Here is a 13,043-nt window from a genome sequence, read left to right on the forward strand (position 1 = left end):
TATTTGTTTTTAATATATTTGAGTAAGAAGGGAGTAATATATGAATGCTGAGAAAAAGCTAACCTTTTTAATAAATAATCCGAATTTGGATGTTGATTTGAAAAGGATAGCTGAGAAGGTACTAGCAGAAGAGCGTATCACATTTGACGAAGGCGTAGTTTTATACGAAAAGGGAGACCTGAATTACCTAGGTGTTCTCGCTAACTATATACGTGAGAAAAAGCACGGCGACTATACATATTTTAACCGCAATTTTCATATCGAACCTACTAATGTATGTGTATACGATTGTAAATTCTGTTCGTACTCACGTATGATAAAACAGCGTGAGGAAGGATGGGAAATGGATGTAGACGCGATGTTGGAAGTGGTTAAGAAGTATGATAATGAACCAGTCACGGAAGTTCATATCACGGGAGGTGTTGTACCTAAGCAAAACTTGGAGTTCTATGCAGAATTTTTCAAGCGTTGTAAGGAACACCGCCCTGATTTACATATCAAAGGATTAACACCTGTAGAATATTATTATATATTCAAAAAAGCTAAACTTTCGCATTATGATGGTTTGAAATATTTGAAAGAATGTGGTTTGGATTCTATGCCAGGAGGCGGAGCGGAGATTTTTCATCCTGAGATTCGAGAACAAATTGCCCATGATAAATGTACAGCTGAACAATGGTTGGATATTCATGAGCAAGCGCATAAATTAGGTATGCATACCAATGCAACAATGCTTTATGGCCATATTGAGCAATATTGGCATCGTGTAGATCATATGGAACGTTTGCGTCAATTACAAGACAAAACAGGAGGTTTTCAAACTTTTATTCCATTAAAATTCAGAAATAAAGACAATCAAATGGGACATGTGCCTGAGGTTACAGTTATAGAAGATTTAAGAAATTATGCTATAGCTCGTATTTATATGGATAACTTCCCCCATATTAAAGCGTATTGGGCGATGATTTCACGCGATACCGCACAATTGTCTTTAGCGTATGGAGTGGATGATATTGACGGAACATTGGATGATACTACTAAGATTTATTCGATGGCTGGAGCAGAAGAACAAACTCCTGCAATGAGTACACAAGAATTGGTTGAATTAATTAAAAATGTAGGAAGACATCCTATTGAACGTGACACCTTGTATAATGTGGTTACGGATTATAAGGATGTTGTTTTTGAAGAAGACAAGTCAAAGAAATATTACGCTTTGCCTGTCGTAAACTAAACAAACTATTCTAGTGAAGAAGACTTTTTACTTTATAAGACACGGGCAGACAGATCTTAACCTCAAAGGGATTGTTCAGGGAAGAGGAGTTAATACTTCTTTAAATGAGAATGGCAGAAAGCAAGCGGATGCTTTTTTTAATGCTTACAAACACATTCCTTTTGATAAAATATATACTTCTACATTAGTTCGTACGCATCAAACTATCGAACGTTTTGAATTGGAATTAGGCATCCCTAAGGAACAGTTGGATGGTTTGGATGAGATAAGCTGGGGGATATATGAAGGGCAGGTGCAAGATGAAACAATCATGAAAGGTTTTGAGCAGCTTGTGAACTCTTGGCGAAATAATGATTTGGATGTTCATATCGAAAACGGGGAATCGCCAAATCAATTGGTGAAACGTCAAAAGGAAGCCGTTGATTATATGTTGAGTAAAAAGGAGGAAAGAACGGTATTGGTTTGTATGCATGGAAGAGCGTTGCGCATCATGTTATGTCATTTGACGGATACGCCAGTGACGATGATGGACGATTTTCCTCATACTAATACTTCTTTGTATGTACTAGAATACGAGAATAAAAAATTTAAAATCATAGATCACTATAATACAGCACATTTAGAGGGGTTGGAATGGGAAAAATAAAAGTTTCAGCGGTAAGTTATACCAATACTTTACCGTTCTTACAAGGAATAAAAGCTTCTCAAAAGCTTTTAGAACAAATTGATTTAAGTGTAGATGTTCCTGCAGAATGTGCTAGAAAAGTAATACATCACGAAGCTGACTTAGGGATTATTCCGGTAGCTGCATTATCCAAAATGTCAGAATATCACATTGTAACAGATTTTTGTATAGGATCTGACGGTCCGGTGGATTCTGTATTTATCTTTTCTTCTAAACCTATTGAAGAAATTGAAAGCTTACGATTAGACCATCAGTCCAGAACATCCAATGGTTTAGCAAGGATTCTTTTAAAACATTATTGGAAGCGAGAAGTCTCAGTGACCATGGAAGGTGTGGCTGATGCCTATGTATTAATAGGAGACCGTACGTTTGGACAAAAGGAAACTGTACCTTATGTGTATGATTTAGGTGAAATTTGGAAACAATTTACGGGATTACCTTTTGCATATGCGGTTTGGGTTTCGAACAAAAAGCTTTCCGAAGACTTTGTTCATGATTTTAATGCCGCATTAAAAGATGGAGTTTCTCATCCTAAGGATGTAATTCCTGGCTTAAAAGCATATCCAAACTTTGACTATGAAGAATATCTTACGGCTTATTTGGATTTCAATTTGGATGATGACAAAAGAGAAGCAATTTCTAAATATTTGGAATTATATAAAGGCTTAGAAGAAATAGATTTTAAATGTGTATAACCTTTAAAATCTTCTTGTATGTTGCGCCCGGCATGTGCGTGAACTCTAGGGTGTAAGTCCCGAACGTGCCTTGATAGTGGGAAACGTTAACTTAAGGCAAGGGTGTCCTTCGCGAGGGGGAATCTGAAGGAAGCCGGCGGTAAATCTCTGGCCTGACGCACATAAACAGATGAGGCCAAAAGCGTAATGGCCCCATTTAAAATCACAGCATTTTTACTAAAATTCCATTTACCGAACATGTCGAGCATTTCTGGTTTAGCCATCAACATGTTCCAGCCATGTTTTATTCCGAGAAACACAGCAACGAGTATCAAAGCGGAATTTATTAATTTAAGTATCATAAGAATAATTGGTAGTAATAGTTTAGTGTAAAACTAATAAATTTACGCTAAACTAAAATTTGTTACACGCTATCTTGTCGTATAACCTCCGTTTGCGAAGATTGTCTGTCCAGTGATCCACCATCCATCTGTTACTAAGAATTCTACTAAAGGAGCAATGTCTTTAATGTCAGTCAATCCACCCAAAGCTGAGGCTGATTTGTGATAAGCCACTGCTTCTGGTGTTTCTTGCCCATAGAAGAAAGGGGTATCCATTGGTCCCGGAGCAACACCCGTAACTGAAATTCCTCTTTCCCCAAACTCTTTTGATGCCATTCGGGTAAAATGCTCTACTGGAGCTTTTGCTCCTGCATAAGTAGAGTATAATCCAGTATAAGCTGCTAATAGTGAAGTAACTATGGTACAGATTTTACCGTTATCATTTAGATTTTTACCTGCTTCTTGAATGAAGAAGTACGCTACCTTAGAGTTAATATCAAACATCGCGTCATACTCTGCCTCAGTTGTATCTAAAAAAGGCTTTTTCAAAATCATACCTACCGTATTAATTGCGATATCAATACCAACAAATTTCGCTTTCGTCTCAGCAAAAAGATTGGTGATGTTCACTACTTTAGTTAAATCAGCTTGGAACAAGAACGCTTCACCACCACTAACTTGAATGTCAGCTAAAGTTTGTTCTGCATCCACTTTACTTGAATCGCTATTGTAGTGAATTGCAATTTTAGCTCCTTTTCCTGCTAAATTTCGACTTAATAAACCTCCTAAATTTTTAGCACCACCAGCTATTAATACTACTTTTCCTTTTAAATCATTTCTTGCCATAATCTTTTATAATTTGATAAATATTACGACAAATATGACGCTCTAAAAGAAAAGAAATATGGTGAACTTTTAGGATTTTAAAGTTTATAGCAATTATAGGTTATCTAAATTGACTTCTGAACTGGCCGGGAGTTAATCCTGTAAATTTCTTGAAAAATTTGGAAAAATTGGAAGGATCGTAGGTTAGTTTTCTAGCCACACCTGCGATGGTGTTGGACTCCTCTGAAAGAAGTGATTTAGCCACTTCAATTATTTTTAAATCATAGAAATGACAGGGATGATGTCCAGTTTCTTTTTGTACTGTATCAGTCAAATGAGTGTGAGAAACGTATAGTCTATCGGCTATTTGGTTGATTTCTAAAAAATCTTCTTCCACATGGTTAACTACATTTTGAATATGCTCATCCAAAAAATCTAAATATCGATTTACTAATAATTTAGAAATTGATGTTGACATGAATAACTATTTTAGAATAATAATATCTTTATGTGCCAACAAATTCTTATAGGTTATTTTATCCTCATTCATCAAGAAATATTTGTGTGTAGGAGCAGGAATCACCGCTTTGATTTCTTTATTACCGAGTGGTATGAAAAATAAAGCACCTTGCTCAATCATTTTTTCATCTATGAGGAGCGTGTATTTGGTGATGTTGTTGTCCAAAAGCTTTAGTGCTTTCAATTTATCTTGTATAATCTGAATATTCATATCTCTACCTATTTCGCTTCATGAAAAACGAATATAGGTATTTCTGCGTGAAAAGTAAGTTTTGTAGATAAGCTGGTACTTATTAATCTATCGAAAAAGTTTCGGTTACGACGAATTATGGCTAATACATCAATATCGTTATCCAAAATAAACCGAGTTATGGTTTCCTCCACTGTATTTTCCTTTTCCAGGAAAACAAAATCCAATTCTTTGTCTTCAAAGATTTTGTTCCAATTTTCAGCATTCAATAATACATCAGAAGGATGATTAGAATCATTTTGTACGTTTACACAATAAACTTTAGCATTAACTAAAGAACTTATTTCTACAATTTGTGTCAATGCAGGTAAGTCTTTTTCTTTAAATAAAGTTGTAAATCCAATTTTCCGAATAGGATTGTATTTAGCTTGTAATGGTATAGCTAAAACTGGTAATGTAACATTACGAATTACTGTAGTGGTATTGCTTCCCATAAATTCACCATTGAATCCCGAAACGCCGTGAACTCCCATTACAATAAGACTTATTTCAGTCTCGGAAATAACATTTTTTACACTACCCAACACTGTTCCGTGCTCAAATATAAAGTGTACATTATCTGTATGAATGTTTTCGTTGGCAGCGAGCTGAAATAATTCTTTGTTTTTTCGTTGTCCATATTCATACCGTGACTTTTCTATTTCTTGGTATACGGTGCTCAGCATATCGGGTTGGCCAGCGTGTACAGAAGATAATACAGGGGGTATATAGGAAAATAAAACATAAAGTTTTACTCCAAATTTATTGGCGAGGTTCAATGCATAAAAGAAAGCATTGTTTGCATGTTCAGAATAATCTGTAGGCAATAGTATGTTTTTCATAACTCCTCCTTTCTATTAAATTTAAGCATTTATTGCCTTCAAATCAACTCCCAAAACTTTAAAAATTTATTTTTAAATAAGATGTAGCATATTCAATTTTTTAACCGTTATACCCACATAATGACATAGATTCGTGGTTATCAATAATAATTCTTTAACTTTAGAACTAGAAAATAGACCAAGTTCATATACAAGAGTGAGTATAGTTTCCAGATATTTCAAAAGAAATAGTCCACTGACCTTGAAGTCAGCTCTGGAGGATTGTCTCGCACACCAAACCGAACGCAGTCAATCATTTTTGTATAAACGTTTCTACGGATATATGATGGCTGTGTCTTTGCGCTATGTCAAAAATGAAATGGAAGCTGAAGATATCGTCAATGAGAGCTTCGTTAAAATTTTCAGAAAGTTATCTAATTTCGAGATTCTAGAAGATGAGAGTGCTTTAGAGAAATCTTTTAAAGGTTGGATAGCGCGTATTACTGTAAATACATCTATCGATAAACTTCGTGCACAAAAAGTTACATTAGATATTGATGATATCAATGAACTAGAAATAGAAAATAATAGCGTCGCTATCTCAAGTAATTTGGAGGTTAATGATATTCTGAAGTTACTGAATAAATTACCTGAAATTCAACGGATGATTTTTAATCTGTATGAGATTGAAGGTTATTCGCACGATGAAATCAGTAAGCAGTTGAACATTCCTGATAGTACATGTAGAACTTATCTCACTCGTGCAAAGTCAAGATTGAGAATGTTGTATCAAGAACAATTTGAAATGTTGAACAAAATAAAAGTTGGTTAATATCTACATATATGAATAATAAAGATTTAATAGAAGATATTAAGGCTAAATTGAAAGCTTCTCAAGAACTTCCTTATCGTGAGGGGGCATGGGAAAGATTTGCAGCGCAGCAAGGGAATGTTACGAATGCTTCAGGTGTCAAGGTTTTGCCTTTTAGAAGGCTTGCCTCTATAGCGGCCGCAGGTATTATGATATTGGGTGTTTCATTGTATTTGTATCAAACGCAAAATTCTTCTTCACCGCTCTCGATCGATACTCAAATAGCTTCTTCGAATAGCTTGGAAGTAAATTCACCTTCTAAGCGAAAAGATAAAAATCAAATTGAATCCGAATCTCGAATAGCTGATGCGTCTACTTACACGATTAATCAAATGGCGTCCGTTCCAACTTCTAATAAGTCAATAGAAACGAAAATCACACACATTTCTAGCATAGAAGGGATAAATCAATCTAATTTATTAGTGAGTCAATTGAATGAAAATTCTGTGGATCAATTGAATACTATAACAATAGAAACATTACCTTACAAACCCCTTAATGACCAAAGGCCATCTACAAGTGTTGTGAATCCTTCGGTCTCTGCTATGGCTCATCAAGTGACAAATATAGGCTTAAAGACAGATGGAAGCAACTTAAAGAAATCTAGCAAAATGTCACTGGGGGACAAATTCCAACTTGGCTTATATGTATCTCCTCATCGTACATCTGATAAGTTTGATGTAGGTGCTGGTATCTTAGTTTCTTATGCATTAACAAATAAAATAAGCTTACGTACAGGAACATCTTATAATTCGTATTCGGTCGGTGTCATGAAGGATCCTATGGAAATGTCAAATGCCGAAATGATTAATATGGAAGGTGCATCTAACAACTCCCTGATAACGGAGAATGCCTATGCAAGTAAACAGCAAATGATTTTGCCGAATGTCAATGCCGTAATGGGAAAAGTTGAAGCTTTAGAGATTCCGTTAGATATTACGTATAATTTCAATAAGGGTTTTTATTCTTCTGCTGGAATTTCGTATTCTGCTATTATTTATCAACAACGGGAAGCACAATATATTGAAAATGCTGGTGTAATATCTCTTCAAGATAAAGCTTCGCTTATACCTAGTGCTGCTCAAAGTTTGAATAAAGCAGAAGTGAAGACGGTAAAATCAGTTCAAGACAATGTAAATCCAAATGGATTTAATGGTTTTGCTAATTTTTCAATAGGTAAAAAAGTGAATATCAACAATAAAATGTCTTTATCACTCGAACCGTTTGTGAAAGTACCATTAGGACAATTCCGTAAATCCGATTTAGATTATACCAATAGCGGTATAAAGATTATTACAACTTTTTAGCAGAGATTAACAATTATATTAGATCAATACGAACCCAGCCCATACCTGCAGCAATAGCACCTTGGACACCTGGATCTCCATCTTCAAAAACTAAGCATTTTTGCGGGTCTACACCTAATTGTTCAGCGCACAGAAGAAACGGTTCTGGTGAAGGTTTACCATTTTTTGTATCACCTGCACATACCATCGCTTCATATTTACCCGTAACATTGATTACCTGCAAAGTAATGTTTAGAGTTGAACGACTTCCTCCTGAGACAATACCAATTTTCTTTTTACCTACATTTTCAAAAAGAACTTGTCGTACGTATTCTACGGGTTCTGTTTGTTGAATAAATTCTTCAATAAAAATTTGAGATTTACGTTTCGAATAGGCTTCCACGTCAAATTCCACATTATATCTTTTGCACACCTCACGTGCAACTGCTATGGTAGGCCAGCCAGCTGTTTCATCAATTAAATCGGGATCTAGGTCTACACCATACTCTTTTGAAACCGCAACGTAAGCGGCTTTGTGTGCATGTATATTGTCTGCTAATGTTCCATCTACATCAAATAATAAAGCTTCATAAGGTTCAGCAATAGTTTGTAGTTTATGGAATTTGTCTTGTATAGTCATTTAATAGTTTAGGTAATAGCTGTAAACAAATAATGGCTGTAAATATACAGCCATTATTTTATTTTTTTAAAGATTTACGTCGTTGTTTCTCTTTTATGATTAAGCTCAATTCTCTGCCCGTTTGCCCTGCTGCGGAAGTGTTTTCTTGTGCCCGTCGGAACAAATAAGGCATTACAGCTTTTACAGGACCATATGGCATATATTTCGCAACATTGTATCCTGCTGCACCCAGATTGAAAGATAAATTATCAGACATACCTAACAATTGTGCAAAGAAAACATGTGGATGATTATGTGGAATGCCGCGTTTGTCCATTTCTGTAGCCAATAGCATACTGCTTTGATCATTATGGGTGCCAGCCATAAAACCTATACGGTCAATATTATCAAGACAGAATAAGATAGCTTCATTGTAATCAGTATCTGCCGATTGTTTGTTCGGTTGAATAGGAGATGGGTAGCCCTTTTCAGCTGCTCTCTCGCGCTCAATTTCCATATAAGCACCACGTACGATTTTAGCACCCAAAAAGAAACCTTGTTGTCTAGCATATGCCAAATCCACTTTTAGCGAAGCTAATTTATCGTGTCTGTATAATTGATATGTGTTGTAAACTATAGGTCTTTCTTTGTTGTATCGCTCCATTAATTCTCTTGCGATGTCATCAATTGTATCTTGTATCCAAGAATGCTCAGCATCTACTAACACCGGAATTCCAGCTTCATAACAAGCTTTACAAATCGCATCACAACGTTCTAACAACTTGGTAAATTCAGCCTTTTCAGCGTCAGATAATGTTTCTTTAGCATCGATTTTAGCTAATAAATCAAATCTTCCTACACCTGTAGGTTTAAACACACAAAAAGAAATTAATTTATTTGTCTTAGCATAGGCCACACTTTCTAATACTTCTTGACAACACGCATCAAAACTCTCTTCGGATTCTTCGCCTTCTACAGAATAATCCAAAATAGTCGTAACATTACCTTTGCCTAGTTCGGCAATCGCAGGAGCACAGCCTTGAATCGTTTCGCCACCACAAAATTGTTTGTAGATTGTATTTCTAATAATTCCCTGAATAGGTAGACCAATATTTAAGGAAAAACTAGTGATAGGCGTTCCGATTTTGATGAGTGTATTTGAAGCGACCATCTTAAAAAGCCAGTATGCTCTTTCTAAGTCTTTATCACTTTTATTTTTAAATGCTATCTCTGTATTTTCAAAATTCAATAAGGTATTTTGCAAGGCCATCTTCTATAATTCTTATACAAACAAAAGTAGACTATAATTAATATATTTTGAACTTTTTAAGTCGATATGGATAGAATTGGTATATTTTTGGTGTATTTTTGTTTATGCAAACATTCAATTTAGAAGGAGAATTTATTCCCATGATTCAATTGCTCAAAGCTTTGAATTGGGTAGAGCACGGCGGGATGGCTCAGCGTATGGTCGATGAAGGTTTAGTGAAATATAACGGCGAAGTAGATTATCGTAAAAGATTAAAAGTGCGTAAGGGTGATATCGTTGAATTTGAAGGCATGAAAGTCCAAATCATCTAATATTTTTCTATCTTTAACCCGTATAATATCAACTCATAAAATAAGATCATGCAACCAATCCAAAGTTTAGGATACAACGTATATTTCGAAGAAAATTTAGAATCACTTTTACCATTTATTGAAGCACGCGGATACTCGCAAATTTTGGTTTTGGTAGACAGAAATACCAATGATAATTGTTTACCTGTATTACAAAATGCAATTCCTGATTTAATCCACTATGATATTATAGAAGTTGATCCAGGAGAGGAAAACAAAAATATTGATTTCTGTATAGGAGTATGGAAAACAATGTTGGATTTTGGCGCTGATCGCAAAGCTTTGATGATTAATCTTGGAGGTGGAGTGGTAACTGATATGGGTGGATTTGCTGCATCAACATTCAAAAGAGGTATTGATTTTATTCAAATCCCAACTACATTATTGTCTCAAGTGGATGCTTCAGTTGGAGGTAAGACGGGAATTGATTTAGATAACGTTAAAAATATCATCGGAACATTTACCCAACCTCAAGCTGTTTTTATAAGTACAGAATTTTTAAAAACACTAGATGAACGCCAGTTAGTTTCAGGTTTTGCAGAAATTATTAAACATGGATTGATTCAAGATAAAGATTTGTATGAGACGTGTAAATCTGTCGATATAAATAATGTACCAGCAGATTTGATTTATAAATCTGTTCAGATCAAGAATAATGTAATCACACAGGATCCTACAGAAAAAGGTTTACGTAAGATTTTGAACTTCGGTCACACTATTGGTCATGCCATTGAAGGTTACTCTTTGTACAACGATGCAAATCCATTATTGCATGGTGAAGCGATTGCAATAGGAATGATTTGTGAGGCTTGGCTGTCTTATAAATTCACAGGCTTAGCGGAAGAATCATTAAATGATATAACGAATACATTTCTTTCCAAATATCCACAATACGTTTATTCAGCAGAGTTGTATGATTCATTCTTAGAACTGATGAAAAATGATAAAAAGAATGAAGACAATAAGATTGGTTTTGCTTTATTAAAAGAAATAGGTAACTGTACTTATAACGTATATATAGAAGAACAAGATATTAAATCTGCTCTAGATTATTATATTGAAGAAGCCCAATTATATTATAAATTATAAACCATAAAAATGAGAAAACTGTATTCATTAGTGCTAATTATGATGGCAACTATGACATTTGCTTCCGCTCAAAAGAGCAAATCTGTATTAATCTTTTCAAAGACCACGGGTTTTAGACATGAAAGTATTCCAAAAGGAGTTGAAACCGTGTCCAAGTTATTAGCGGATAATAACATTAATTACCTGCATACTGAAGACGCTGTGCATTTTCATGTTGACAGTTTGAAAAAATATGATGCGGTTATTTTTTTGAATACGACTGGTGATGTTCTGGATGAAACACAAAAACAGAATTTTCAACGTTTTATTCAATCAGGCAAAGGCTATGTTGGCATTCATGCAGCGTCTGATACAGAATACAATTGGCCATGGTATGGCGCATTAGTTGGAGGCTATTTTGTAAGTCACCCAGCTGTTCAAGAAGCCCATATTCAGGTGGAAAATCGAAAACATATTTCTACAAAACATCTTCCAAAAACCTGGGTTCATCGCGACGAATGGTATGATTTCAAGGATGTTAAACCTGGTCTTCATATATTAATGGCTTTGGATGAAACGTCTTATAAAGGTGGAAAAATGGGGAAATTCCATCCGATTGCTTGGTTTCAGGAGTACGACGGAGGAAGAGCTTTTTATACTGGTTTAGGTCACACAAATGAATCGTACGATTCTGAATTATTTCAAAAACATATAATAGGCGGAATCAAATACGCTTTGAAAATTAAATAGTCATAGACTTATTGTAATGTCTACAAAAAAAATTATTATAGCTTCTGCTTTACTTTTAAATGCGAATAAAGAATTATTAGTAGTACGCAAACACAAATCAAAATTTTATATGTTGCCAGGAGGGAAGGTAGAGCATAATGAGACTTATATTCAGACCTTACTTCGTGAAATAAAAGAGGAGCTTAATTTGGAGTTTAAAGAAACAGACTTCAAGTATTTGGGGCAGCACCAAACGGAGGCTGTTAACGAAGAAAACACCATAGTACAAGGAAACATATTTTTATTGCAAACAGCATTGGAATCACTTCCAATCGCCCACGCAGAACTTGCTGAGGTTAGATTTGTGAAGAAAGAAGAATATAAAGATTTACAATTGGCACATTTGCTGGAAGAATTTGCTTTACCAATCTGGTTGAAATTATAAATTTACATATACTTTAATAAATCTTGATAAGCATCACATTCTCATAATATTAAGAATGTGATGTTTTTTTATTGACTAGCATAAAAATATTAGGTAAATTACCTATATTTAGGTATTAACTTAAAAAAAAAATATAACCATTTTTGTAGCTATATATCTACCAAGAATTATTACCATATATGTTATTAGCTAAACATTTAGTGAAATTTAGGCTGGGATTACTATGCTGTAGTTTAATTTGTGCTCATTTCCATTATTCTCATGCACAAGCATCGACTTCCACTAAACACATTTCTCAAATCATTGAACCTTCACATCGTGATTTTTCGAACTCAAATTTTTCGGAATATGCTTACGAAAGTAAACGATTTCCACTAAAGCCTTTTTTATATGGTAAAAAAGAAGGAAAAGTAACGCTAAGTTTCAACGTAACACCTGCCGGACTTGTAAAAGATGCGCAAGTTGTCTACAGTTCCGATAGATCATATACGAAAGAGGCTTTTAAAATTCTGAGAGAAGCTGGAATGTGGAATCCTGGTATGAGAGATGGTATAACTACCAATATGAAATGTAAGCTAACGGTTACTTTTAAAGCTCCTTTGGCTACTGATGCTAATTTGAGACAAGCAAAAGTTATTCATGAAGGTAAGATTCTTCCTACAAATAAAATTTGGTATATAGCAGATGGAATTTATTTGGATCAAATCATGATTTTGGATCTTAAACAATCCCAAGCCTTATTAGGAAATGACACGAAACAACCCACGATTATTATAAAAGAGAATGAAGGTAATCGAATGTATTCCGAAGAAATTATATCAAAGCTAAATAATATTGACTCCAGCATCTTTAACCTATATATCAATGACCAAGAAGTTGATTTAAACACTTGGAAACAAGCTTTAAAATCTCAGCAACATAAAAATTTTTATATGGACGCTTCTTATATAAAAGCGTCTAGAATAAAAGCAAAGCTTGAAATTCAAAATAAACAATTTTAAAAACACAAATCTAATTTTCTAAATATGAACTTAAATTTCTTATAATTAAAATTGTAGAATATTTTCTACATTAGTT

The 13,043-nt window shown here is 34.5% G+C and carries 17 protein-coding genes; 10 read left to right on the forward strand and 7 right to left on the reverse strand.

The window, feature by feature from the left end; all coding sequences use genetic code 11:
• Nucleotides 1–40: 40 nt before the first annotated feature.
• Genes mqnE through G5B32_RS00885 form a run of 3 tightly spaced genes read left to right on the forward strand, consistent with a single transcriptional unit; the run spans nucleotide 41 to nucleotide 2,614 of the window.
• Nucleotides 41–1,234: an aminofutalosine synthase MqnE gene (mqnE, locus tag G5B32_RS00875; protein ID WP_165289650.1), complete on the forward strand. Its 1,194-nt coding sequence runs from the start codon at nucleotides 41–43 to the stop codon at nucleotides 1,232–1,234.
• 13 nt (nucleotides 1,235–1,247) lie between these two features.
• On the forward strand, nucleotides 1,248–1,880 hold the full coding sequence (locus tag G5B32_RS00880; protein ID WP_165289651.1) for a histidine phosphatase family protein: 633 nt from the start codon (nucleotides 1,248–1,250) through the stop codon (nucleotides 1,878–1,880).
• Nucleotides 1,868–2,614: a menaquinone biosynthetic enzyme MqnA/MqnD family protein gene (locus G5B32_RS00885; RefSeq protein ID WP_165289652.1), complete on the forward strand. Its 747-nt coding sequence runs from the start codon at nucleotides 1,868–1,870 to the stop codon at nucleotides 2,612–2,614. The genes G5B32_RS00880 and G5B32_RS00885 overlap by 13 nt, the downstream gene beginning before the upstream one ends.
• An 86-nt stretch (nucleotides 2,615–2,700) precedes the next feature.
• On the opposite strand, the gene G5B32_RS00890 is transcribed toward G5B32_RS00885, so the two are convergent.
• The 5 genes from G5B32_RS00890 to G5B32_RS00910 all read right to left on the reverse strand — a co-directional run bounded on the left by G5B32_RS00890 (nucleotide 2,701) and on the right by G5B32_RS00910 (nucleotide 5,349).
• Entirely contained in the window at nucleotides 2,701–2,955 is a 255-nt protein-coding gene (locus G5B32_RS00890; protein WP_165289414.1) for a hypothetical protein, read from the reverse strand.
• A 69-nt stretch (nucleotides 2,956–3,024) separates the two neighbouring features.
• Entirely contained in the window at nucleotides 3,025–3,780 is a 756-nt protein-coding gene (locus G5B32_RS00895; protein WP_165289653.1) for an SDR family oxidoreductase, read from the reverse strand.
• Nucleotides 3,781–3,880: 100 nt separating this feature from the next.
• Entirely contained in the window at nucleotides 3,881–4,237 is a 357-nt protein-coding gene (locus G5B32_RS00900) for a helix-turn-helix domain-containing protein (protein WP_165289654.1), read from the reverse strand.
• A gap of 6 nt (nucleotides 4,238–4,243) precedes the next feature.
• Nucleotides 4,244–4,489, reverse strand: a complete 246-nt coding sequence (locus G5B32_RS00905; protein ID WP_165289655.1) for a hypothetical protein — start codon at nucleotides 4,487–4,489, stop codon at nucleotides 4,244–4,246.
• An 8-nt stretch (nucleotides 4,490–4,497) separates the two neighbouring features.
• The gene (locus G5B32_RS00910) at nucleotides 4,498–5,349 is read right to left on the reverse strand and encodes a universal stress protein (protein ID WP_165289656.1); all 852 of its coding nucleotides are present in this window, start codon (nucleotides 5,347–5,349) and stop codon (nucleotides 4,498–4,500) included.
• 133 nt (nucleotides 5,350–5,482) lie between these two features.
• On the opposite strand from G5B32_RS00910, the gene G5B32_RS00915 reads away from it, so the two are divergent.
• The gene (locus tag G5B32_RS00915) at nucleotides 5,483–6,160 is read left to right on the forward strand and encodes an RNA polymerase sigma factor (RefSeq protein WP_317166062.1); all 678 of its coding nucleotides are present in this window, start codon (nucleotides 5,483–5,485) and stop codon (nucleotides 6,158–6,160) included.
• 11 nt (nucleotides 6,161–6,171) lie between these two features.
• Entirely contained in the window at nucleotides 6,172–7,506 is a 1,335-nt protein-coding gene (locus tag G5B32_RS00920) for a hypothetical protein (protein ID WP_165289657.1), read from the forward strand.
• A gap of 13 nt (nucleotides 7,507–7,519) precedes the next feature.
• On the opposite strand, the gene G5B32_RS00925 is transcribed toward G5B32_RS00920, so the two are convergent.
• Together G5B32_RS00925 and G5B32_RS00930 are read right to left on the reverse strand one after the other, a co-directional pair.
• Entirely contained in the window at nucleotides 7,520–8,125 is a 606-nt protein-coding gene (locus G5B32_RS00925) for an HAD family hydrolase (protein ID WP_165289658.1), read from the reverse strand.
• 58 nt (nucleotides 8,126–8,183) lie between these two features.
• The gene (locus G5B32_RS00930) at nucleotides 8,184–9,374 is read right to left on the reverse strand and encodes a proline dehydrogenase family protein (RefSeq protein ID WP_165289659.1); all 1,191 of its coding nucleotides are present in this window, start codon (nucleotides 9,372–9,374) and stop codon (nucleotides 8,184–8,186) included.
• Nucleotides 9,375–9,478: 104 nt separating this feature from the next.
• On the opposite strand from G5B32_RS00930, the gene G5B32_RS00935 reads away from it, so the two are divergent.
• The 5 genes from G5B32_RS00935 (at nucleotide 9,479) to G5B32_RS00955 (ending at nucleotide 12,967) form a co-directional block, all read left to right on the forward strand.
• Nucleotides 9,479–9,685, forward strand: coding sequence for an RNA-binding S4 domain-containing protein (locus G5B32_RS00935; RefSeq protein ID WP_165289660.1), 207 nt, complete (start codon nucleotides 9,479–9,481; stop codon nucleotides 9,683–9,685).
• A 48-nt stretch (nucleotides 9,686–9,733) separates the two neighbouring features.
• Entirely contained in the window at nucleotides 9,734–10,813 is a 1,080-nt protein-coding gene (gene aroB, locus G5B32_RS00940; protein WP_165289661.1) for a 3-dehydroquinate synthase, read from the forward strand.
• Between the two features lie 9 nt (nucleotides 10,814–10,822).
• Nucleotides 10,823–11,542 (forward strand): ThuA domain-containing protein, encoded by a 720-nt coding sequence (locus G5B32_RS00945; protein WP_165289662.1) that lies wholly within the window; start codon nucleotides 10,823–10,825, stop codon nucleotides 11,540–11,542.
• A gap of 16 nt (nucleotides 11,543–11,558) precedes the next feature.
• Nucleotides 11,559–11,966, forward strand: coding sequence for an NUDIX hydrolase (locus G5B32_RS00950; RefSeq protein WP_165289663.1), 408 nt, complete (start codon nucleotides 11,559–11,561; stop codon nucleotides 11,964–11,966).
• Between the two features lie 179 nt (nucleotides 11,967–12,145).
• A complete protein-coding gene (locus G5B32_RS00955) occupies nucleotides 12,146–12,967 on the forward strand; it encodes a TonB family protein (RefSeq protein WP_165289664.1) in 822 nt (273 codons plus the stop codon).
• The last annotated feature ends 76 nt before the right edge of the window (nucleotides 12,968–13,043 follow it).

This window comes from Sphingobacterium sp. SGL-16, assembly GCF_011043515.1.
GTDB classification, from domain to species: domain Bacteria; phylum Bacteroidota; class Bacteroidia; order Sphingobacteriales; family Sphingobacteriaceae; genus Sphingobacterium; species Sphingobacterium litopenaei.

Bases quoted from the DNA above. Each gene is read 5' to 3' on its own strand.
- G5B32_RS00950 (WP_165289663.1), top strand. From the start codon at position 11,559: ATGTCTACAAAAAAAATTATTATAGCTTCTGCTTTACTTTTAAATGCG.
- G5B32_RS00885 (WP_165289652.1), top strand. From the start codon at position 1,868: ATGGGAAAAATAAAAGTTTCAGCGGTAAGTTATACCAATACTTTACCG.
- G5B32_RS00895 (WP_165289653.1), bottom strand. From the start codon at position 3,780: ATGGCAAGAAATGATTTAAAAGGAAAAGTAGTATTAATAGCTGGTGGT.
- G5B32_RS00935 (WP_165289660.1), top strand. From the start codon at position 9,479: ATGCAAACATTCAATTTAGAAGGAGAATTTATTCCCATGATTCAATTG.
- mqnE (WP_165289650.1), top strand. From the start codon at position 41: ATGAATGCTGAGAAAAAGCTAACCTTTTTAATAAATAATCCGAATTTG.
- G5B32_RS00930 (WP_165289659.1), bottom strand. From the start codon at position 9,374: ATGGCCTTGCAAAATACCTTATTGAATTTTGAAAATACAGAGATAGCA.
- G5B32_RS00945 (WP_165289662.1), top strand. From the start codon at position 10,823: ATGAGAAAACTGTATTCATTAGTGCTAATTATGATGGCAACTATGACA.
- G5B32_RS00890 (WP_165289414.1), bottom strand. From the start codon at position 2,955: ATGATACTTAAATTAATAAATTCCGCTTTGATACTCGTTGCTGTGTTT.
- G5B32_RS00955 (WP_165289664.1), top strand. From the start codon at position 12,146: ATGTTATTAGCTAAACATTTAGTGAAATTTAGGCTGGGATTACTATGC.
- G5B32_RS00910 (WP_165289656.1), bottom strand. From the start codon at position 5,349: ATGAAAAACATACTATTGCCTACAGATTATTCTGAACATGCAAACAAT.
- G5B32_RS00900 (WP_165289654.1), bottom strand. From the start codon at position 4,237: ATGTCAACATCAATTTCTAAATTATTAGTAAATCGATATTTAGATTTT.
- G5B32_RS00920 (WP_165289657.1), top strand. From the start codon at position 6,172: ATGAATAATAAAGATTTAATAGAAGATATTAAGGCTAAATTGAAAGCT.
- G5B32_RS00925 (WP_165289658.1), bottom strand. From the start codon at position 8,125: ATGACTATACAAGACAAATTCCATAAACTACAAACTATTGCTGAACCT.
- G5B32_RS00905 (WP_165289655.1), bottom strand. From the start codon at position 4,489: ATGAATATTCAGATTATACAAGATAAATTGAAAGCACTAAAGCTTTTG.
- aroB (WP_165289661.1), top strand. From the start codon at position 9,734: ATGCAACCAATCCAAAGTTTAGGATACAACGTATATTTCGAAGAAAAT.